This is a genomic window from Acinetobacter sp. CIP 102129, assembly GCF_000368305.1.
Taxonomy (GTDB): domain Bacteria; phylum Pseudomonadota; class Gammaproteobacteria; order Pseudomonadales; family Moraxellaceae; genus Acinetobacter; species Acinetobacter parvus.
In genome coordinates this window covers 301,780-323,349 of the sequence record NZ_KB849340.1, presented here as the reverse complement: position 1 = coordinate 323,349, position 21,570 = coordinate 301,780, and the positions used below count along the sequence as shown (strand labels likewise).

Genomic DNA, 21,570 nt, shown 5'->3' with positions numbered 1-21,570 from the left:
ATATTAAGCTTCTACGGTTTTGTATTTGTGGTATTCAGCAAGATATTTTTTGGCCAAAATTTCTTTTTCGGCATCTTCCAGGATTTTTCCCGCCTGCTGGAAAAACTTGTGTTCTTCCTCTTTTAAATGATGATGGACTTTTTCACTGAGCTGTTTGGCGATGGCAAGCCAGCCTGGATTACTCATGTCGGTTTCCTCAAGTTTCTCCACCAGTTCATCCATTTCATGGTGCTCAGCCAGTGCATGCCGTGTAATGTCCAGCCCCACATCATTAAACATTAAGGGGATATTTGACATCCTCCCCGACCTAAAGGACGGGGATTCCTACTGCTAGACGCTCATGTCCGAGCGCAAGAATATTCAGTGCGGAATTTACATCCCGATCATGGAGCGTACCGCACTCCATGCACTGCCATTCTCTTATTCCAAGACCTGTCCTACCTTTCGGACTACTACAGCGTGAGCCACAGCACGAACACGTTTGGGTGGTATACGATTCATTGACTTCTTCATAACATACCCCTGCGTTCTCGCATTTATACTTGAGCATGGTTCTTAGTGTTGTCCAACTGGCATCTAATACAGACTTAGCTAATTTAGTCCGTGCTAGTGCTTTGGCATTCACATTGCCAATGAAGATTGCTGCATGGTCATTCACCAGTTTATGACTGAATTGATGCAACATGTTTTGACGTATATTTTTAATCTTGGCGTGAATCGCTTTGACGCGCTTTTTATTTCTCGCACGTTGAGCTATGCCAAGTTTTTGTTCGTATTGTCGATAGATTTTAGAAGCTTTGAGCTTTATACCATCTGAACAAGTAGCTAAGTCTTTTAATCCCAAATCTATACCAATTGAGGTTTTAGCGCTGGTTTTCTCTGTTTTAATTGAATCAACTACAAGACAGACATACCAACGCCCACGACTATCCTCTACAAACGAGCCTGTTTTAACATTGTATTTGCTTAGTCCGTAGCTGTCCCATAGTTTGAATTGATGCTTGCCGTATTGAACATATCCATCAGCATATTTGATTGCTACTTTCTTGAACGGTATCCAGCCCAATGAACGCCTAGCTGATTTTTTATTGCTGACTCGCCATTTCAGTTTTGCTTTTTTGAATTGCTTGCGTCTTGTCACTAATTCTTCTGTGACTGCCTGAATCGTTTGGCTGTGCAAGTTACATTCTTTCGATGTGCCTTTTGTGTATTTGGCAATGTCGTATGCTGAAAAGAATTGTTGTTTTCGTTGTAGATGCTTAAAACACAAATCATTCACGTAATTCCAAACAAAATTCACCTCAGATGCCATTTGATTTAGCACCTTGCAATGTTTGTCTTTTATGCGTAATTTGAGTGTCTTCATACAATTATTTTAACCGTATTTTTCTTAATAGTGATTATAGCAAAAGTATTTAAAACGACATTTCATGTCGTATGGCTTACGCCAGTCGCTTATATCCTCGGGCTAAACCCCGAGGTTTTACGATCCAATGGATAAATTCAACAGGCGTTTTGGTACAAGGCGTTTTTTATCGGTGATTTCCGCCAGACCCAGACAGCGTTCGCCATCAAATACCAGCACCTCAGCCGCCGCCTCATGCTCAATATTGCTTTCCTGACCGTTGCAAAAATACTTTTCACGGCCCTCGGGTAACTGTACTTTGGGAAAATGCTCAACAGGTGCATAAACAGGTAGTAATAATGCATCACGCTGTTCCAGAGTCAGGCTTTCCAGATATTCAATGCTATAGTCTGGATTAATCTCAAAATGCCCTGTTTGAGTACGATGTAATTTTGTTAAATGTCCACCGCAGCCCAAAGCTTCACCAATATCCTCCCCCAAAACACGGATATAGGTTCCCTTGGAACAGGTCACGTCCAGAGTCAAACTGTCTTCAGTAAAATCGATCAGGGTTAATTCATAAATCGTGACTGGACGCGCTTCACGTTCAATTTCAATCCCCTGACGCGCTAACTCATACAAAGGGCGACCATCACGTTTCAGGGCTGAATACATCGGTGGCACTTGCTGAATGTCACCACGAAATTGTGCCAATACCTGTTCAATTCTTTCCGCCGTTAATGCAGGCGTCTCTCTCTGCTGGAGAATCTCACCCTCAGCATCGCCTGTGGTGGTGGTTTGCCCCAGCTTCACCGTGGTTTGATAACGCTTGGTTGAATCCAGCAAATAATGTGAAAACTTGGTCGCCTCACCCAAACAGATCGGTAACAGGCCTGTTGCAAGCGGGTCCAGGGCTCCTGTATGTCCTGCCTTTTGCGCATTAAAAAGACGGCGGACTTTTTGAAGTGCGGAATTGGAACTTAAACCTAAGGGCTTATTTAATAAGAAAACACCACTCAGATGGCGATAAGAACTTTTTTTCATAAATGAAAGGTCAAACTATAAAGCGGTATCTTATCAAAACTATTCATCGGATTTTTAAAAATTACGTGCTTAAAAAAGCAACAAATATGATAAATTTATTTTCGTTTTTGAAATTTAAAGCAAATGGATTATGCTGAATGAATAAAATTAGAAAAAAAATATTCTTATTATGTAGCTTCTTGATCATTTCAGTTTCAATGCTGAGTGTTGTGTACTGGTTATACCCTCAAGATCAGCAGCCACAGCTCGAATCAACTGGTCAATCCAGCAACACCTTTAATTCAGCAGACCATTCAGATAATTCAGGCCAAGCACATGCAAGTGACGCAGCTTTTAACAGCACAAGCCAAATGGATACTGAAATCAACTGCAAACTACAGTTTAATGCATCGCAAAAATTAGTTGTGAATGCGCTGACCCGAGACTGCTTTGAATATTTCATTTCCCAATATGGCGAACGAAATATTGATGAAATCCGCCAGAGTTTTCAGCGCTATGTTGCCAAAGGTTTTCAGGCATCGGAGCAGCAGCAGATTCAGGAATTATGGTCACGTTATTTGAGCTATCGGGAACAACTGAGCAAATTGCAGATGAATCAGCCTGCTCAGGAAAGTTATGGCTATTTTCAGGCAATCTTCGATGCAATGCATGACCTAAAGCAGCGCTTCTTTTCTCAAGTTGAAATTGAGGGCCTGTTTGGTACAGAGGACATCTACCAGCAATACACGCTTGACCGTATGCGCATTTTAGAAAATAAAAACCTGGATGCTGTCAACAAGGCCAAGCAGCTACAACAGCGCTTTGACCAACTTCCCCAAGATTGGCAGGAAAACCTCAAGGATTTGTCCAAACTGGAAGATTTACGTTCCTTAACTGAACAGATCAAGGCCAGAAATGGTTCAGCACAGGAATTGCGGGATATGCGGGTCAACCTGGTTGGCGAGGCTGCCACCCAACGTCTGGAACAACTGGACCAGCAACGCTCAGACTGGAAACAACGCGTACAGTCCTATCTGGATGAGCGCAAGACCATTGTGGACAGCAATATGAGTGCATCGGCCAAAGATCAGGCCATTCAACAGCTCAAACAGCAACAGTTCCAGTCCGCACAGGAACAGCAACGTCTACAAACATTTGAAACGGTTTATGACCAAGGAGGCCCCTTACCCTTTAGCAACTAGCAACACCCAATACAAGACATTGAAATAATGCGATTTAGCACGGATGCAATGTCAGTTCGCAAGAACATGAAGACCCATATGAAAAACAAAAATTGAGAGTAATATCATGCAAAAACTTATTCGCTATCTTGCCGTATCCATTATGGCAATCAGTGCATCAGCCAGCTACGCTTCCAACGCCACCCAAGTCAAGGAAAGATTTGTGCTCTCCAGCTATGCCAAAACCAAGTATCCCATTGTTTTTGTACATGGGGTGGCAGGTTTCTCACGCGTTGGAAGTGATCCTTTAGGCGTTGATTATTGGCATCAAATCCTACCTGATCTTGCTCGTAATGGTGCAAATGTCTGGGCAACACGACTTTCACCTTTTAACTCAAATGAAATTCGTGGTGAACAGCTAGTACAGCAGGTTGAGGAAATCCTTGCCATTACAGGACAGCAAAAGGTCAACCTGATTGGTCACAGTCAGGGCGGCCCAACCATTCGCTATGTTGCAGGCGTCATGCCGAGTAAAGTGGCGTCACTCACCAGTGTCAGTGGTACCCATAAAGGCTCGCCTGTCGCCAGCCTGATCATGAAAGTAGATGGCACGGGATTAGGTACTGCTGGCGCGGCTATTGTCAACTTTTTCTCTGGTGCAATCACCTGGGCACAAGGACTTGATGCTAAAAGCTATCCACATAACGCGATGGCGGCAGGACGCAGCATCTCGGTTGAGGGCTCAACGGCATTTAACACTCGATTCCCAATGGGTGTACCAACCACAGCCTGTGGTGAGGGCACTTATCAGGATAAAGGCATTTATATGTATTCATTCTCTGGCACACAGGCACTGACCAACATCCTTGATCCACTTGATCCATTGTTTACAGGAACGAGCCTGATTGTTGACATCAAGGGTGACAATGATGGTATGGTCAGCCGTTGCAGTGCCAAGTTTGGTAAGACGGTGCGGGACAACCTGCCTTGGAACCATGCTGATGAAGTCAATCAGGTTTTAGGTTTGAAATCACTGTTTGCACCTGATCCAATTGATATTTATCGTCAACATGCCAATCGACTAAAATTACAAGGACTATAGAGCAGACATAAAAAAATGCGCCAAAGGCGCATTTTTTTGCTTTACAACAAAGTTAAAATTAACCTTGTTTACGAGCTGGTAACTTTTCACGAATACGTGCAGCTTTACCAGACAACTCGCGTAGGTAGTAAAGTTTAGCACGACGAACGTCACCACGACGTTTCACTTCGATTTTAGCAACGATTGGAGAGTGAGTTTGGAAAACACGCTCAACACCAACACCGCTAGAAATTTTACGAACTGTGAAAGCAGAGTTCAAACCACGATTTTTCTTCGCGATTACAACACCTTCAAACGCCTGAAGACGCTCACGGTCACCCTCTTTTACTTTTACTTGAACGATAACAGTGTCACCAGGAGCAAAAGCAGGGATATCAGTTTTTAACTGTGCATTTTCAACAGCTTGAACTAAAGGATGTTTACCACTCATTGTGGAATCTCCAATATGTGCGGGAGAGAAGAGGTCTCTTACACCGCTGGGAATAGAGGCTAAGGCGCATATCTCCCGTTTAACTTTCCCTTTAAGACAAAATTGCCTTAAAGAGCCTATTTTTAACTTAAACCAGGTTTAAGTAGAACTCGAAGCGAAGCTTCTCGTCTGGTGCAAGAATCAACCGATATAGGTTTAATCCTGCGAATTTTGTAGCCATTTTTTTTGCTGCTTGCTCAACTCGAATTTTTCCACCAACTCTGGTCGACGGTCCAAAGTACGCTGATAACGCTGCAAAAAACGCCATTTTTCGATATTGGCATGATGTCCTGATTTAAGTACCTCAGGCACATCTAACCCCTCGAAATGGTCTGGCTTGGTATATTGTGGACAATCAAGCAGACCATCTACAAAAGAATCTTGGATCGCAGATTGCTCGTCAGACATGACATTTGGCAATCGACGAATAATGCTGTCCAGCAATACCATGGCAGGAAGTTCACCACCCGATAAAACGTAATCCCCAATTGACCATTCTTGATCAACATAATGCTGGATTAAACGTTCATCGACCCCTTCATAACGCCCACACAATACAATCAAACCATCATAATCAACGAATTGTTGTACTGCCTGTTCATTTAAAGTTTTACCTTGCGGTGACATATACACCACTGGGGCATGAACACAGCCTGCTTGTGTTGCAAGTTGTTTAGCATGGATAATTGCTTTTGCCAACGGCTCTGCCATCATCACCATACCAGGACCACCACCGAAAGGACGTTCGTCCACCCGTTTGTAGTTACCCTCTGCAAAATCTCTTGGATTTATGCAAGTGACTTGCACAATATCTTTTTTTGTAGCTCTTCCGCTAATGCCATATGCCGTAATCGCTTCAAACATTTCAGGAAACAATGTGATGACTGCAAAAAACACCGCAGACTCCTTTATTTTCCTGCTGCGCTACCATCCTCTAAAGAGTTAGTAATCTACGCCCCAATTGACGTAAATGCGACCAGCTTCAAGATCAACACGCTGTACCACATCTTTATGCCACGGAATCATTCGTTCTTCAGCATCAACACTGTCAGCAGTTGCTTTGACTACCATGACATCGTTGGCACCGGTTTCAAAAAGCTCAAAGATTTGACCGAGATTCACTTCTTGTTCATCATCATCAAGACCTAACACGGTTAAGCCTTTAAGATCAGACCAGTAGTACTCGTCTACATCTGCTTTTGGAAGCTGTGATTTGGCAATCCAGATATTGGCGCCTACCAGGTTTTCCGCACCAGTACGATCACTCACACCCTTTAGCGAAACAACCAGACCTTTGCCATGTGGTTTCCAACGTTTTACATCTATGGTTTGCCAACCTGCCTTGGTCTCAATGTACCAAGGGAGGTAGTCAAATATATTGCTCATGGGTTCAGTATTGGAGTAAACCCAGAGCCACCCATTTAGTCCATAAGCTGAACGTAACTGTCCAATCTGAATACGATCTTCGGGTACATTCTGTGTTGGTGTCATGGGCTACCTACTACAATACTTATGCAGTAGTCGCAGCTTTTTTAGCTTGAGCAGCTAAAGAAGCAACACGCTCAGAAGGTTGAGCACCTTGTGAAATCCAGTGTGCAAAACGGTCAGCATCTAAACGAACTTTTTCCGCCTGACCTTGTGCAGTTGGGTTAAAGAAACCAATACGTTCGATGAAACGACCATCACGGGCATTGCGGCTATCAGTCACAACGATTTGATAGAATGGACGTTTTTTTGCACCACCGCGCGCTAAACGAATAACAACCATGAGAACAACCTTATAATTTTTACGGATTATCCCTGCACCGACCATCGGCAACACTTCAAACCCCTTTCATAGAGGGCGATATTCTACGTTATTTTTGTTTTGATGGAAAGTCTATTTTTTGATTTATCCGCAGTTTTGAATTTATAAGACCTAAAAGTAAAAAGAGCATCTAATGATGCTCTTTGGTTTTGTTTTCAATAGTTAAATTATCAATCGTCCCATTTGGATGTCGCATTCAAGGTACACGCCGTAGCACCCTTTGCCCAAAATTTTTGACCTTGATCATTTAGGCAAATAACGCCATTTCCCGCTTGTGCAGTGCTAGCTCTTGGCGTCGCCACCAACAACCATGTGCGTACTTTTGCACCTGTACCAGTTAACGCTGTACCATCCACATCGGTTAGTACGATATCATACAAAGGATTCGTTCTAGGAATGGTTGTTGCACCATAGATATTCATGGCAGTACGGCCAGCAAATGTTTGATTCGCCATTTTATAAGTTGTTAAATGGTGAGCAATAGTCATCATTTCTTTTTGAGCATCTGCACGATTAACTCTGACTTTATATTGCCCATAGGCTGGATAAGCAATAGCAGCTAAGATACCGATAATCGCAACGACAATCATTAATTCTATAAGCGTAAGGCCTCGTTGATTTAATATTACCAATTTTCGCCTCCCACTCCACATTCCCACATTTTCGTTGTTGTATTAAATTGAATGTTAGCTGATGTTTTATTTTTACAACGTAACCCCGTACTCGTCATTAATAAATTATAGCTTCTTGCATCTGCAGCTGTTGCTCTCATTGCCCAACCACGCGCTCGTATTCCAGTATCGGTAAGTAGCTTTGTTGAATCTTCCGCATCCCGAATAGTCAGTGTATATTTAATTGCAGAACCAGTAGCTCCTCTCGGTAACGTCACTGATGTCATCGCACCAGATACGTCATATATAAAGTTCGGATCAAAATCTCTATAGGTGAAATTTTTGGCTTTATGACGTTCTAATTGCTCAGCAATTTTTTGCATTTCTTGCTGTGCCAAAGACTCGCTCGACCGCCTTGTATATGCTTGATAACTCGGAAATGCAATTGCCGCAATAATTGCAATAATCGCAACCACAACCATCAGCTCAATTAAGGTAAAACCTAGCTGGGGTTTCCCCAAACGACTTTTACAAGCCGTTGGAGAAACTGTGCACGTATAGTGCTTAATTATTTTTTCCATCTTTCGTACCATCGAGTTGGATTAATGGTCGGAACACATTTCCATTTTCCAGCCCCTTTCTCATTCCCAGCGATAGTAAAGTCAGGACATGATCCAGCGGTAGAATCTTCGATTGGTGCCGGTGTAATACCTACAATCCCGCTACCTAGTGTTTTATCATTACATTCGGTCACACCATCTGGACAGCCTATAGTTTTAGTTTGGAAACCAGTATCAGCATCTGCTGTGGTATTGACAGTACCTGTTGTGGTTAGACATGCCCCAAATGGTAGGCAATAACGCTGACGGTTGGTTTCCCCGACTACACGTGGCAAACATGGGTTTTGTGGCGCAATACCCGTACCTTGTGGGTCATAAACCGGAACAATCAAGTTACCTGTTAAAGCAATCGGTTCCTCGAACGCTTTCATACCACCCGCAACACGGAAACCATTTGCTGTACGCTCTACTCCCAGACTATTACTAGACAGTGAACGATACCAACCATTTTTGGTGGGAGATGTGCCAATAAAGACATCAGGAACGTTACCAGCTAAGAGTTGTGGATTTATTTGCATGGTTTGCAAATCCACGTTTTGAGTCGATAAGGTTGGCGTACCCGTAATCAAGTCACGTCGAATGAAATCGCGATCAATCACACCATATACATTATTGACTAGACGATCATTCAATGCGGTCTTTGGCAACATACCATCACGACCTATTGTAGGAGTAACATCTAATGGCGTACTACGGTTACCCGATGCCAAACCAATCAACATAAAGGTAGTAGCACCTTGATCATGGATTGTCACTGTCGGGGCTTCATAAAAACGTGGGTTTTTACCATCCGTAAGTTCTGTTCCATTAGTATCTGTTGCCAAATTTGCTAAGCGAACAACACGTTTACCAAAGTTCGCCGCGGTTGTACCACTAATGTTGTTTAAATCTGCACGGAATACTTGACCGCCTAAATCACCAAAGTACAGATGATCGACCAAACCATCACCATCACGGTCAATCGTACTGATTCGACTTACAATACTGTGAGTCATGTTGGCGTTATTTGTGCTTGCTCCTGTACTACTTGCCCACCACAAACGCGCCCCGGTATCAGCATCGACTACATATACTGCATTACCTTGCGCTTCGGATTTATTGTTACAGGTCGCATCTGGGAAATCGGTATTTGCAACTGTAGCACCCAAGCTGAAACGAGGGTTTTCATAGCATTGGTCATAGCCACCGCCCACAATCATCACACGTTTAATAACATTGTTATAACGAATGTTGGCAAGCACAGGTTTAGACCAAGACTGTCCCATACGACTAAAGTCCGATTGATCTCGACCCACTCTAAACAAGAATTTAGGTGTATCTGGGTCAAGCACATCTAAACCATAATAGCTCTCGCCACCCATACGCAAGCCACCATATACATTCATTTTTCGTGCTTTAACCACACTGTCGGTGCTTGGTGAACTTGATTTTTGCGCAATATATAGAGAGTCAGCAACCCATGCACCATCTAAACCTGCTTGAGGCGCGTTAATATCAGCCTCACCTTTTACTAAGGCTTTAGATGCAACACTATTACGAAGCAATTCAGCTGGTACAAACACCATTTGCTCTTTACCAGTTTCGCTGTCGACAATATGCAAGCCGCCTTCCATCGTACCGTATAAAATAGATTGACTACGGGTGCTGGTTAAATTACCCGAAGCATCTAAAGTACCCGAATAAGTCAACTGCACTGGGAAAGAATGAATACTACCACCCATTGCCACGTGTGGTGCTGGCGAAAGCGCAAGTGTTGATGGTAATGCTGTTGCTGCTGAATTTAAAGGTACGCTATAACCCAAATAGTTCAATAATTTCTGCTTAGCCAACAATGGCATGTCTTGCAAAGTGGTTTGGTTACCAAACTTACCTAGCACATAAGCTGGCACACCTGTAGTTGGTAAAGGACCTTCAGGTATACGCAACAAGTTTGCACCATTGCTTGCACCCGCTAAAGTTGCACCACCAGTTGCTGATACATCTGTATAGAGTTTACGCAGTGCATCTGGCGCTGCTGCAAACTCATATTGCGGAGGATTAACAGTTAAATTTTCGGTCTGACCGCTAATTGGCATTGGTAAGCGAGAATACGCACCACCTAAACCAATAATACCGCCGTCGTTATAACTTCTATTGTTATACACCGCGATACTATTCCACAGGTCTTTGGTACCTGCTCTAAATGAACCATCGGTATTATAAACTAGGGTACTGCCATCCGCTGCACCAAATGCACCAGCATTTGCACCAGAGGTCAATACTTTATAGCGTTTTAAGTTACCTGCCCAAACCAACTTACCACCTTGTGGGTCTGGCTCTAAAGCACGTAAATAACCATAAGGCTGAAAACCTGATGGGCTCAAGGCATCTGAAGGTACAGAAATTGCACCTGTCGTTAAAGGCGCAAGTGGTGCTGCACCTAAGTTGTTAATAAAAGCAATAACACTGGCTGTTACACCTTGTGCACTTTGGGTAGTAAAGAAGCCACCATTACCATAACCAGGACTGGCTAGAGCATGCGTAGTTGGTTGCCCAGGTGAACAAGTGTCATTACCGTTACGGTCCGCTTGGGTACGCGAGCTTAGTTTACAAGCTTGTTGTACATGCGGCTGCGCCATAGCATTAAAGTCATTACCAAAACCGACAAAGGCGGTTTGAATCGATACTCCTGCAGGGTTGGTGGTTCTATCAAATAGTTTCTTAGCAAACTCCCCCATACAGTGCCATGCAGACTCCCCATCGGGCGCAAGATTAGTTAGCCCCCCTGATGAAGGACAACTAAAGCCAGAGCCAGAGCTACCAAGCGCAGCAGACATAATAGCTGTAGAACGAGCGGTAGAAGATCTATTTGCTTCACCATCCGACAAAATATAAACACCCTGTCCATCGCAACTTACACGATCCGCAGCTGCTGGCAATGGCGAAATATAGTTTGTACCTGACTTAGAACTTGCAACCGAATCAGCAAAACCACTATCGGCATTCGCACCTAATTGAATTTCATTTCTATAAGAATAAATAACGCCAGATTGTGTATCCGTACCGTCGCCCGCAAAATCAGATGGCTCTACCGAGCCTAAATTCGTCCAGTAAGTTGCATTTGTACTGGTACGTTGGCTATTAGTTCCAGACCCACAATATTGAACGCCATTAGGAAAATCTGTAGTTCGCCAACTCACACATTGATAATAAGTATCAATAGGTTGCGTGATTGTCGTAGGCGTTGCTGTATTTCCTGAAAAGCCCTGATATTGATAACATAGATCGTTCGATGCATTTAAATACGGATAAGAACTATTTGTACAAACTTTAGAGACATTTGCTGCACGATAATTACTCGATGGGTTATTGTCATTAACTTGACCATCTATATAGCATCTTTTCCTATTCGTACCAGAACTCGTGCCTATATTTCTGAATGCAGGGGCACCCACAGGTGGACAACTATAAGCATCCGAGGCACTTTGATTTCCTCCTCCAAAACCCGTATTGTACTGATAACAAGTATTATTGTCTGGATTTAAATGAGGTCGTGTACTATTTTGACATTCATAACGCACAAACTCTTGTGTTGTTACTCTTTTATATAAATCTTTTTTTATTATCGCCTCACTTCGTGTAGTTGTCCCCATTAAATACGCCGCAGCTTCGGCATAAGCATGTGCTGTTGGAGTATAACCACTTGCAGTCAGCCCATCGACCGCAGTTCTTAAAGTGCTACGTTGTGCGGAGCCGACAACCCCCAATGGTGCAGCAGGGACTAAAATTTTCCCTCGCCTATCTCCCAAAGAGTAATGCCCCAAACCAACACTAACATTCGACAAAGTAGCATCGTTACTATCTAAAAAAGCATTCATACCCGCTTTTAAACGAGTTAAACGAGTACCCGTTTGCCCAGTATCTGTACCCCCCATCGAACCCGATGTATCCAACATCATCACAATGGTTTTTTTACCCGCTGTAGGCACTGCATAAATCTGCATATCGCTCGCTTGTGCGACAGATGATGCAACTAGCAATGTTCCTGTAAATGCCCAAGCAAATGACGCACCATACTTATATTGGTGAGTATTTATTTTGGGACTTTGTGGTCTTTGGTTTTTCATCCTAATTCTCCCCAATTATGTTGGTGCACTAACCTGAACAAAACGCGTTTTCAAATCAATTTCTTGAATTTGCGTATTCACAGGTATGCCATATTCTGTCAAACAATCTGCCATAGTTTTTTTAGTGCGCAACCCAGCATCAGCGTTGTCATTGATATATCCCGCCGCACTTCCATTGCCAATACACTCACGTTGCACATCTGCCAAATCGGCACTCGAATAATTTGGTAAAATCGCAGTAGCGGTTACCCGCACACGACCATCTACCTTACCTTGTTGCACATTGGAACCGCCGCTCGCATCTGTACCACGGTCTAAGTCCGAACCTGGTGCGGCATCCGTATTTGGCCCTACAATATACTTAATAGCCACTTGAGTGACTACAGCTTCGCGCGCACTACCAAAGTCTTGTTCCAAATCACAAAAGCCACTACGGTTAGTTTCAGTAGTGTCCACAGTAGCTTTCGTGTCATCTGCAGCTATAGCTGTTGGCGGAATAAGTACGGTCATATCTAAAACACTGTTCACTTGCAAAGCAGCAGTTGGTTTATAACAAAAAACATATTCTCGGCCTTGAGCAAGTGGGTCTTTTTGATCACTAATTGCCTTACCCACCACACTCATCACCGAAGTTAAGTTTTTATAACTGCTATGATTTAGCAAAATATTAGTAGGTGTATCTCCAGTTTGAAGTAACAACTGGCCAATTTGACTATTGGTTGCAATATTTAGCGATGTCATTGCCACTCGAATAGCCAAAACACCAACAATGGTAATCACCAATAACATAATTAAAACAACAATAAGCGTCGCACCGCGTTGTTGGCGTTGGAGTGTAGATTGAACTCTCATTACATTTCTCCCAAACCATTTCTAAACGTCACTGCCGTGCTATACACACGTCGTGCAAATCGATTAGTCGTGTCTGTTAATGTGACATTTTGATTCAGAATATTAATACTTCGGGTTAAATCTATATCGTTATTGCGTGTGTTGTCGGTAGAACGCACTAACACTGCCATTTTTACCGAAACAATACGCGGAGGATCGGCAGGAGGTAGCGCCGCACGAGCAGCAGCGGCAGCTGTGCGGTATTGATTAATCGTGTAATAAGCCATATTACCTGCTTCATTTCTCACACCCAATTGCACGGTAAAATGATCAACCCGAGGCATAATCAACTCACCCGCTCCACCAAACCCAGCAATTGTTGTCGGTTCTGCTACAGCTGTGGCATTTGGGGTGTTAGCATCGCACGCTAAACCGTAATCTGTACCAGTGGTTGCAGTTGCTACAGCACGGCGTACGAAATAGCGCTGAATCACATAATCGCCCGCTTGAACATTCGCACCTTCACAGTTCACCATTGCATTTGGTGCAACGAATTGTATAGTGAGCTGATCACTTGCCACACTCACATTCGACAGACCTTGCCATTCATTTGCAGTTGAACTCACCGACTCCCCTGTACCAACACTATGACTCAACAAGCCCGGCGCAATAAAAGGTGCACCAGTAGGAATTGGAATATTTGCATTGGTCACTGTTGCAGTTCTTGCCGTAAGCACCACGCCACCCCAAGGTGTTTGTTCGTTTAATATGGGAAAATCAGTATTAATATAATTGGCTAAGCGCAAATCTCGCGCCACATAATCCAAACCAAATACACCACTATTTTGCAGCTCTGCATTTGCTTGCTGCATTCGAGATGTTAACAACCCACCAAGAAAAAGTTGTATTGCTGCAGCACTAATCAATAAACCCAGTGCCAAAGCCACCATTAATTCAATGAGCGTAAAGCCCGCTTGCGAGCCAAAACCAACCTTATGCTTTTTAAATGGAGTTTTCATTAATATGCCTCCATCATTAAACAATTCGATCCATTAATATAAACACCCGATGTATTCATGCAATTACTTACATCAGCTGTTGTACTCGTCGCACTCAAAGTCGTATTTCCCCAAGCAGCATATATACATTGCCGCTGAATCGGCGCCGAACCAACACCCGGACAACTCGTCATCGTAATATTCATTCCAATATCAAAAGCAGCTCGAGCAGCCATAAATGCATCGAACTGCGCCATTTGAGCTGGTGTACATAAATTGTTTGAACATGATGGAGAGGGTGCTGTAGGTGCAGCAGTAATATTAGTATAACCACGGACTGCGGCTGGGTAGTTTGTTTGCGCCGCTGGATTGGCCCGCATATTCTCAGCCAACGTGCGTGCAATTAACATCCCTTGCGAACGCGACAAGGCCTCACTAGAGGCATCCACAGCACGAATTTGCAAGATGCTATAACCCAAAACACCAACAGCCAATAGTAAAAGTGCCACCAACACCTCCACCAAGCCCACACCTTGTTGATATTGATTAAATTTCATTAGCATGTCCCCGAAGTTTGGCTGATAATTCCTAATCTTGTGACCGAAACAGCTCTTTGCTTTCCTGACTTGCAAAAACCAAAAGTTGACGCAGAATCTGCACTACCAATATCACTAAACAAAACCGCTGTTGCACTGGTTGACTCAACCACAACCGCAGGGTCAATTTGCACTGAAATCACACGACTTTTTAATACTTCCTGCTTCTGAGCCGCTGTTAAGGCAGACACCACAGGAGGACCTGGATTGGTTGCTGTATACTCAGGTATCATTGCCGTCGCGCACTCACCTTTAGTAAAATCATTGTCTGTATTTGTTCTATTTAGACATAAAGCTACCGTTGTTTTCTTTAACGCTGCTTGTGATTTTGCCTGATTGATTGACATCACCAATTCTCGCGCCGAACTATTTAACTTTTGCTCAGAAATTAGATTTCCGAACGACGGCGCAGCCATGGTTGCAATAATTGCCAATACAGCAATCGTCACCAACAATTCAATTAAGGTGAATCCCCGACTTGTTCCCATCGCCCTGCACCCAACTCTTTTAAAATTCCTTACTCTATATTAAATTTATTTTTTACAGAACCAATACAAAGCAGATAAGCATCATAAAAAAACGGATGGAGTGTCGTCCATCCGTTTTGAGTTCACATTTTTCTATACAAATTAGGCCTGAGTCACTTGTATCCGTAACTCTTTAGGTAGACTAAACGTAATATTTTCCTCTCGCCCTTGAAGCTCTTGTGGAGGGGTCGCACCCCAATCCTGTAACCGCTGAATAACCTGCTTGATGAGAATTTCAGGTGCGGATGCACCAGCTGTCACACCAATTTTACTGTCTGGCTTAAACCAATCTTTTTCAAGTTCATCTGCATTATCGACCAAATAAGCTGATTTACCCATACGTTCAGCCAGTTCACGCAAACGATTTGAATTGGATGAGTTTGGCGAACCCACGACCAATACGACATCACATTTCTCCGCCAGGTCACGTACCGCATCCTGACGATTCTGTGTTGCATAACAGATATCATCTTTACGTGGTCCCTGAATCTTTGGAAACTTGGTTCTTAGGGCATCAATTACTTTGGCTGTATCATCAATCGACAGGGTGGTTTGGGTCACAAATGCCACTTTTTCAGGATGTCTCACCATTAAGGCCTCAACATCCTGTTCATCTTCAACCAGATAAATCTTTCCACCACCAGATTTATCATATTGCCCCATAGTCCCTTCAACTTCAGGGTGCCCCTCATGCCCGATCAGAATGGCTTCGGTGCCCTCACGCGCGTACTTGGTTACTTCAATATGAACCTTGGTGACAAGTGGGCAGGTTGCATCAAACACTTTTAAGCCACGGCGATCCGCCTCCTGCTGTACAGCCTTGGAAACACCATGTGCACTAAAGATGACAATTGAATCATCAGGAACTTGATCAAGCTCATCTACAAAAACAGCACCACGCTGACGTAGGTCATCCACCACAAACTTGTTGTGCACCACTTCATGGCGTACATAAATGGGTGGATTAAAACATTCCAATGCACGATTGACGATGGCAATCGCACGGTCAACACCAGCACAAAAACCTCGTGGATTGGCGAGTACAATTTCCATAACATCCCCTCTCATCATCTGAATATTTACGCCAAACTATTTCGTTTCATGGCACGCTACACTACAATAGCCAAGATATTTTATCATATCAGGAAAAATATCATGTCGGGTCTATTGTTTGTCGTTTCTGCGGCCTCAGGAACAGGCAAAACCTCCTTGGTTAAAGCCCTACTCGATCGTGTCAGCAACTTGCATGTTTCTGTCTCACACACCACACGAAGTCAACGTCCTGGTGAGCTTGACGGTGTTCACTATCATTTTACTGATACTGAAACATTTTTGGCCCAAGTTGAACAGGGCGGTTTTATTGAGTTCGCCGAAGTATTCGGAAATTATTATGGTACGTCTCAGGCTAAGGTAAAAGAACAATTACAACAAGGCCACGATGTTTTACTGGAAATTGACTGGCAGGGTGCTGAACAGGTACGTCGGCTTTTTCCTGAATCAAAACAAATTTTTATCCTCCCTCCAACCCAGTACGATTTAAGACAACGTCTTTCCAACCGTGGTACAGACTCAGTGGATGTGATTGAACATCGTCTAAGCTGTGCAGTGGAAGATATGCGTCATTTTGCCAATTTTGATTACGTGATTATTAATGACGATTTTAACAAGGCCGTTCATGATTTGGAGGCGATCATCACAGCCAACCGCTTGGTCACCACACAGCAAAGCGCTCGCCACCAACAACTCATCGCAAACTTGATTACGCTTAATCGCGACTGACTTTAATCGGGAATGGCTTGAGTCTTGCATAAAAGCCTTTTATACTACTCAGTCTTTTAAATTGTGATGTTCAGACGAGACAACTTATGGCACGTGTAACCGTTGAAGATTGTTTAGACCATGTAGATAACCGCTTCGAGTTGGTACTGGTGGCGAGTAAACGTGCACGTCAATTGGCACGTCAAGGTATTGAACCAACTGTAGAATGGGATAATGACAAACCAACCGTGGTTGCATTACGTGAAATTGCAGTAGGTCATGTCACTAAAGAGATTCTAAAACAACGCGACCAGGACTATCAGACTTCAAACCTTGATATGGTATTGTCTACAAATTCATTAAATTTAGAAGGCTTCACTTTCTAAAGCGAATTTGCTTTGCATAAAGCCCACTGTGAATACACTGGGCTTTTTTGTTTTGGAAAAAAACTGCTTTATATATTGATAAAAGCAATATGCTTCATTGGAAAAATTTACGAGTTTTTATAATGAACAAATTGACAAGTTTAGTAATATGCTTTTCATTAGAGACTAGTGTCATTTTATTCTAATTCATATCAAAAAAGGTGTTTTATGCCAGGCGAAGAGGTCAGCCAAGCCAAGCAACAACTTAAAGTGATTATTGATGCCTATCTTAAGGATAGTGATGTTCAACACGTGCTTGCTGCCTGTGATTTTGCCGATTTAGCGCATAGTGGCATCACCCGTAAAAGTGGAGAACCCTACGTTCTGCATCCGATTGCTGTCAGCTGTATTCTGGCACATATGCGTCTTGATGCGGATACGCTCATGGCAGCCTTGTTACATGATGTGATTGAAGACACGGAATTCTCCAAAGAAGAAATTGGCCAGAAGTTTGGGACTGTGGTTGCGGAACTAGTTGATGGTGTGACCAAGCTCAGCCATTCCAGTGACAAGGAATATAACAAGGCAGCCTCTTTTCGAAAAATTCTGCAGGCCACCTTACAGGACCCACGTGTCATTATTATTAAACTCGCCGACCGTTATCATAATATGACCACATTGGGTGCGTTGCGCCCAGATAAGCGCGCACGCATTGCACAGGAAACCTTTGATATTTTTGTACCTATGGCCCGCCTTGTCGGTATGAATGAAATGGCGGACAACCTGGAACATCTGTGTTATCAAAATCTTGATCTGGACATGTTTAATGATGTGCAAACCGCATTGCTGGAAACCAAGCCTAAACGCTGTGAATATCAGGCGGTATGGGAACAGAAATTAACTAATTTGTTAAAAAACCATGACATCAAAGGTCGTATTAAAAAGAAAAACAACAATATTGAACTGTTACGCCACTTTGTAAAAAATGAGATTGACCTAAACGAACTTAGTCATAGCCACGCCTTTGAAATTATTTTACAAAGCATTGCAGACTGTGACCGTCTGGTAGATGCGCTTAAAGACAACTTTCAAGTTCTACAATATGAAGACCATATTCGCCGCCCTTTACCTGGTGGCAACCAGTCCTTAATGATCAAACTGAAAGGTGAAAAAACCATCCTTTCATTGACCATCCAGACGGAACTGATGCGTAAGGCTGCCCGCTTTGGCGTGGTACTGGGGGAAAATGCGCCTCAGGCTTGTCGTTCAGCCATTCAGGCCTCCATGCAGAATCTGAATACCCTGATTGATAGTGACTGTGCCAAAACCACATTTAGCGATTTGCTGGATTATCTGCATCAGGAAAAAATCTGGGTATACACGCCACATGGGCAATTGCATGAACTGCCTCAAGGTGCGACTGTGGTGGACTTTGCCTATTCTGCTAGCCTGTTTCTGGGTAACCATGCGGTAGGTGCTAAGGTTGATGGTGAAATTCGCCCCCTCTCCACTCCCCTGCATAGTGGTCAGGTCATCGAAATCATTACCGATGTACTGGCAACCCCAAACCCTGACTGGCTGAGCTTCATTAATACCCAGAAAGCACGGCGTGCCTTGCAAAACATGCTGAGGGAACAGGATATTGACGAACAGCGTCTGGTTGGTCAACAGGCACTCAATCGTGCGTTAAAACTATTCCATCGCTCAATTGACGACCTTTCCCAAACTGACTGGATTAATATTTTGGAATGGCGGCATTTGGGTAATAAAGACACCTTGTTTGAACAGATTGCGGTGGGCGATCTATTGCCACAGTTGGTTGCAAACCATCTGTTTGCACAGGATTACCATTCACAGCACCATGAGGCCTCTGACCGCCTGATTCTGGGTACCGAAGGGGTTGACGTAAAATATGCACACTGTTGCAATCCCGTGTTGGGTGACCCGATTCAGGGACATTTATCTCGACGTGGCTTGATTGTACATCGCTCGCGCTGTCGTAATTTACTGCATGAACAACAACTGCATCCAGAAAATATCATGCCGCTGCATTGGCAGTCTGAAGAGGTGGATGATGTACGTTTCAGTGCCTATCTCTGCATCCATATGATCATGAATGATGAACAGATTTCAGAGTTGATCTACCAATGTCGTAAAGCCAAAATCGGGGTGGAAACAGTCGATTCCCATGATCAAAAAACCTACGTAAATATTGTGGTCAGCAACCGTAAACAGATTGCCCAAATCATTCGTGATCTACGCATGCATTTTGGCTTTCCACGTATTGAACGCCTAAATATGCCTATTGTTCAGGCTGATGTTGCCAAAGTCGGCTAAAGTATTTCCAGGCAAACATATACTAGAGAAATATTGAAGCTGATTTGCCAAAATAAAAATTTAAAAACAATAACGACTACACAGTATTCAGCAGTTTCGCACCTATACTTTTGTGTTAAAGTCACAGGGTTACAAGATAGAAAAAATGACATAGGAGAGCTTAATGCTACGTCAAGTTATTCATACTGAACACGCCCCTGCTGCTATTGGAACATATTCTCAGGCAATTCTGGTTGGCAATACGCTCTACCTTTCAGGACAGATTGGTTTAGACCCGTACAGTATGGAACTTGTAGAAGGGATTGAAGCCCAGATTCGCCGAGTATTTGACAACCTTAAAGCGGTCTGCGCTGCTGCGGGCGGAAGTCTGGCAGACATTGCCAAACTGAATATTTTCCTGACAGATCTTTCCCACTTTCAACTTGTAAACCAGATCATGGGTGAATACTTTGCTCAACCCTATCCAGCACGTGCTGCACTTGGTGTGGCAAGCCTACCTAAAGGTGCATTAGTCGAAATGGATGGTATTGTTATTATTCCAACACAGAATTAAATGCGATATTTATCAAATAGATAAAATAAAGAAAGAATACTACCGATCAGGTGGTATTTTTTTATTCAAATTCCCAATGATAATAATCCCACTTCCAGAATGAAATTCATTGACAAACGATAACAATTATCAATAATATCAATTATCGCATTAATATTTGTGGATCACTCCCATGTATGTCTGTTTATGCCGTGGAATCACAGACCAAGATATCAAGGATGCCGTTGCAAATGGCGCTGAAAGCTATCGTGAAATTCGTGATTTACTCGACTTAGGCACCTGCTGTGGTCGCTGTGCTCCAGAAGCTCGCAACATCATCAGTGATGAGCTTGCTGAAATTGCCGCACGTATTTCTGTTGCTGCTTGACATCCTCCCCGACCTAAAGGACGGGGATTCCTACTGCTAGATGGCAATGTCCTGCCACGAAACAGATACTATAGTTCTCTGCTTCTTATTCCAATGTAGTCCTACCTTTCGGATTGCAAAGAGTGCACGGATTACAATGGGGAAAACTGTTTTTTTTCGTGTTGTATCAGTCTGCTGACTAAAAATATACAACGTAATTATCATAGCACATGGATTACTAGATTCAAATGTTTTTAGCAATCCTAGCCAATCCCCACAAGGGGGACTAGCGGATTGCAGCCTTATATCCTCGGGCTAAACCCCGAGGTTTTACGGCTATTCGGATAAAAATCATAATAATATCAGGACGTTTTTGATTGTGATTTTCATTTGCTGTTCTATAAAGCACTCGCCAGATCATTATTTGTTGATTAAAATCATATAAATTGCCTCAATAAAGGCATGGGTGTTTTTGGAGCAAGGGCAATGAAAGGCAATCGTGAAGTCATTAATCAACTGAATCAGGTGCTTTATCACCATTTAACTGCAATCAACCAGTATTTTTTACATTCCCGCATGTTTAATGATTGGGGAATCTCGCAATTGGGTTCAGCCGAATATAAAGAGTCCATTCGCCAAATGAAGCATGCGGACAAGATTATTGAACGCATCTTGTTTCTTGAAGGTTTACCTAATCTGCAACACTTAGGCAAACTTTATATCGGACAGCACACAGAAGAAGTTCTGAATTGTGACATTCGCAAGGTTAAGGAAAATATAGCCGCAATTAAACAGGCGGTTGAACTTGCAGAAGCTCAACAGGACTATGTGACCCGTGACTTGGTACAGGAAATATTAGAAAAAGAAGAAGAATATTGGGATTGGCTCGATACCCAACTCGACCTCATTAAAAATGTCGGTATTGAAAACTATATCCAAAGCCAGATTTAAACAGTCAGTTTCAGGCTGAAGCCGAAATAATCTTTGCTTTCAGC

General features: G+C 43.1%; 22 protein-coding genes and 1 pseudogene. 8 read left to right on the top strand and 15 right to left on the bottom strand.

Annotation, left to right across the window (positions count from 1 at the left end; all coding sequences use genetic code 11):
• Positions 1-3: 3 nt before the first annotated feature.
• The 3 genes and pseudogenes from F973_RS05665 to truB form a co-directional block, all read right to left on the bottom strand.
• A pseudogene (locus tag F973_RS05665) lies at positions 4-294 on the bottom strand (hemerythrin domain-containing protein); the annotation flags it as partial.
• 13 nt (positions 295-307) lie between these two features.
• Complete coding sequence (locus F973_RS05660; protein ID WP_034432355.1) at positions 308-1,366, bottom strand: RNA-guided endonuclease InsQ/TnpB family protein; 1,059 nt, start codon at positions 1,364-1,366, stop codon at positions 308-310.
• Between the two features lie 117 nt (positions 1,367-1,483).
• Positions 1,484-2,389, bottom strand: coding sequence for a tRNA pseudouridine(55) synthase TruB (truB, locus tag F973_RS05655; RefSeq protein ID WP_004760563.1), 906 nt, complete (start codon positions 2,387-2,389; stop codon positions 1,484-1,486).
• 137 nt (positions 2,390-2,526) lie between these two features.
• Between truB and F973_RS05650 the strand changes: the two genes are divergently transcribed.
• Positions 2,527-3,570, top strand: a complete 1,044-nt coding sequence (locus tag F973_RS05650) for a lipase secretion chaperone (RefSeq protein ID WP_004760562.1) — start codon at positions 2,527-2,529, stop codon at positions 3,568-3,570.
• A 106-nt stretch (positions 3,571-3,676) separates the two neighbouring features.
• Positions 3,677-4,651: a lipase family alpha/beta hydrolase gene (locus F973_RS05645; protein WP_004760561.1), complete on the top strand. Its 975-nt coding sequence runs from the start codon at positions 3,677-3,679 to the stop codon at positions 4,649-4,651.
• A 58-nt stretch (positions 4,652-4,709) separates the two neighbouring features.
• Here the strand turns inward: F973_RS05645 and rplS are convergent, their stop codons facing one another.
• From rplS to ispH, 12 genes are all read right to left on the bottom strand, one after another.
• Positions 4,710-5,081 (bottom strand): 50S ribosomal protein L19, encoded by a 372-nt coding sequence (gene rplS / locus F973_RS05640; RefSeq protein ID WP_004660214.1) that lies wholly within the window; start codon positions 5,079-5,081, stop codon positions 4,710-4,712.
• Between the two features lie 195 nt (positions 5,082-5,276).
• The gene (gene trmD, locus F973_RS05635; RefSeq protein ID WP_004760560.1) at positions 5,277-6,017 is read right to left on the bottom strand and encodes a tRNA (guanosine(37)-N1)-methyltransferase TrmD; all 741 of its coding nucleotides are present in this window, start codon (positions 6,015-6,017) and stop codon (positions 5,277-5,279) included.
• Between the two features lie 45 nt (positions 6,018-6,062).
• Entirely contained in the window at positions 6,063-6,611 is a 549-nt protein-coding gene (rimM, locus tag F973_RS05630) for a ribosome maturation factor RimM (RefSeq protein WP_004760559.1), read from the bottom strand.
• A gap of 19 nt (positions 6,612-6,630) precedes the next feature.
• A complete protein-coding gene (gene rpsP / locus F973_RS05625) occupies positions 6,631-6,888 on the bottom strand; it encodes a 30S ribosomal protein S16 (protein WP_004678724.1) in 258 nt (85 codons plus the stop codon).
• Between the two features lie 209 nt (positions 6,889-7,097).
• Complete coding sequence (locus F973_RS05620) at positions 7,098-7,580, bottom strand: type IV pilin protein (RefSeq protein WP_051062108.1); 483 nt, start codon at positions 7,578-7,580, stop codon at positions 7,098-7,100.
• Positions 7,553-8,119 (bottom strand): type IV pilin protein, encoded by a 567-nt coding sequence (locus F973_RS05615; RefSeq protein WP_004760556.1) that lies wholly within the window; start codon positions 8,117-8,119, stop codon positions 7,553-7,555. The genes F973_RS05620 and F973_RS05615 overlap by 28 nt, the downstream gene beginning before the upstream one ends.
• Complete coding sequence (locus tag F973_RS05610; RefSeq protein WP_004760555.1) at positions 8,107-12,264, bottom strand: PilC/PilY family type IV pilus protein; 4,158 nt, start codon at positions 12,262-12,264, stop codon at positions 8,107-8,109. The genes F973_RS05615 and F973_RS05610 overlap by 13 nt, the downstream gene beginning before the upstream one ends.
• Positions 12,265-12,279: 15 nt before the next feature.
• Positions 12,280-13,116 carry a pilus assembly PilX family protein gene (locus F973_RS05605; protein ID WP_004760553.1) on the bottom strand — a complete coding sequence of 279 codons (837 nt, stop codon included), beginning with the start codon at positions 13,114-13,116 and terminating at the stop codon, positions 12,280-12,282.
• Positions 13,116-14,114 carry a PilW family protein gene (locus tag F973_RS05600; protein WP_004760551.1) on the bottom strand — a complete coding sequence of 333 codons (999 nt, stop codon included), beginning with the start codon at positions 14,112-14,114 and terminating at the stop codon, positions 13,116-13,118. Before F973_RS05600 ends, F973_RS05605 begins: the two co-directional genes overlap by 1 nt.
• Positions 14,114-14,650 carry a type IV pilus modification protein PilV gene (pilV, locus tag F973_RS05595; protein WP_004760549.1) on the bottom strand — a complete coding sequence of 179 codons (537 nt, stop codon included), beginning with the start codon at positions 14,648-14,650 and terminating at the stop codon, positions 14,114-14,116. The genes F973_RS05600 and pilV overlap by 1 nt, the downstream gene beginning before the upstream one ends.
• Positions 14,650-15,177 (bottom strand): pilus assembly FimT family protein, encoded by a 528-nt coding sequence (locus F973_RS05590; protein WP_004760547.1) that lies wholly within the window; start codon positions 15,175-15,177, stop codon positions 14,650-14,652. The genes pilV and F973_RS05590 overlap by 1 nt, the downstream gene beginning before the upstream one ends.
• Positions 15,178-15,318: 141 nt before the next feature.
• Positions 15,319-16,269 (bottom strand): 4-hydroxy-3-methylbut-2-enyl diphosphate reductase, encoded by a 951-nt coding sequence (ispH, locus tag F973_RS05585; protein WP_004760546.1) that lies wholly within the window; start codon positions 16,267-16,269, stop codon positions 15,319-15,321.
• 102 nt (positions 16,270-16,371) lie between these two features.
• Between ispH and gmk the strand changes: the two genes are divergently transcribed.
• The 6 genes from gmk (at position 16,372) to bfr (ending at position 21,526) form a co-directional block, all read left to right on the top strand.
• Positions 16,372-16,995, top strand: a complete 624-nt coding sequence (gmk, locus tag F973_RS05580) for a guanylate kinase (protein ID WP_004760545.1) — start codon at positions 16,372-16,374, stop codon at positions 16,993-16,995.
• Between the two features lie 86 nt (positions 16,996-17,081).
• Positions 17,082-17,360, top strand: a complete 279-nt coding sequence (gene rpoZ / locus F973_RS05575; protein WP_004678747.1) for a DNA-directed RNA polymerase subunit omega — start codon at positions 17,082-17,084, stop codon at positions 17,358-17,360.
• A gap of 207 nt (positions 17,361-17,567) precedes the next feature.
• Positions 17,568-19,676: a RelA/SpoT family protein gene (locus F973_RS05570; protein ID WP_004760543.1), complete on the top strand. Its 2,109-nt coding sequence runs from the start codon at positions 17,568-17,570 to the stop codon at positions 19,674-19,676.
• A 163-nt stretch (positions 19,677-19,839) separates the two neighbouring features.
• Entirely contained in the window at positions 19,840-20,229 is a 390-nt protein-coding gene (locus tag F973_RS05565; protein ID WP_004760542.1) for a RidA family protein, read from the top strand.
• 172 nt (positions 20,230-20,401) lie between these two features.
• Positions 20,402-20,596, top strand: a complete 195-nt coding sequence (locus tag F973_RS05560) for a bacterioferritin-associated ferredoxin (protein WP_004683388.1) — start codon at positions 20,402-20,404, stop codon at positions 20,594-20,596.
• 465 nt (positions 20,597-21,061) lie between these two features.
• On the top strand, positions 21,062-21,526 hold the full coding sequence (bfr, locus tag F973_RS05555) for a heteropolymeric bacterioferritin subunit Bfr (RefSeq protein WP_004678753.1): 465 nt from the start codon (positions 21,062-21,064) through the stop codon (positions 21,524-21,526).
• Positions 21,527-21,570 lie beyond the last annotated feature (44 nt).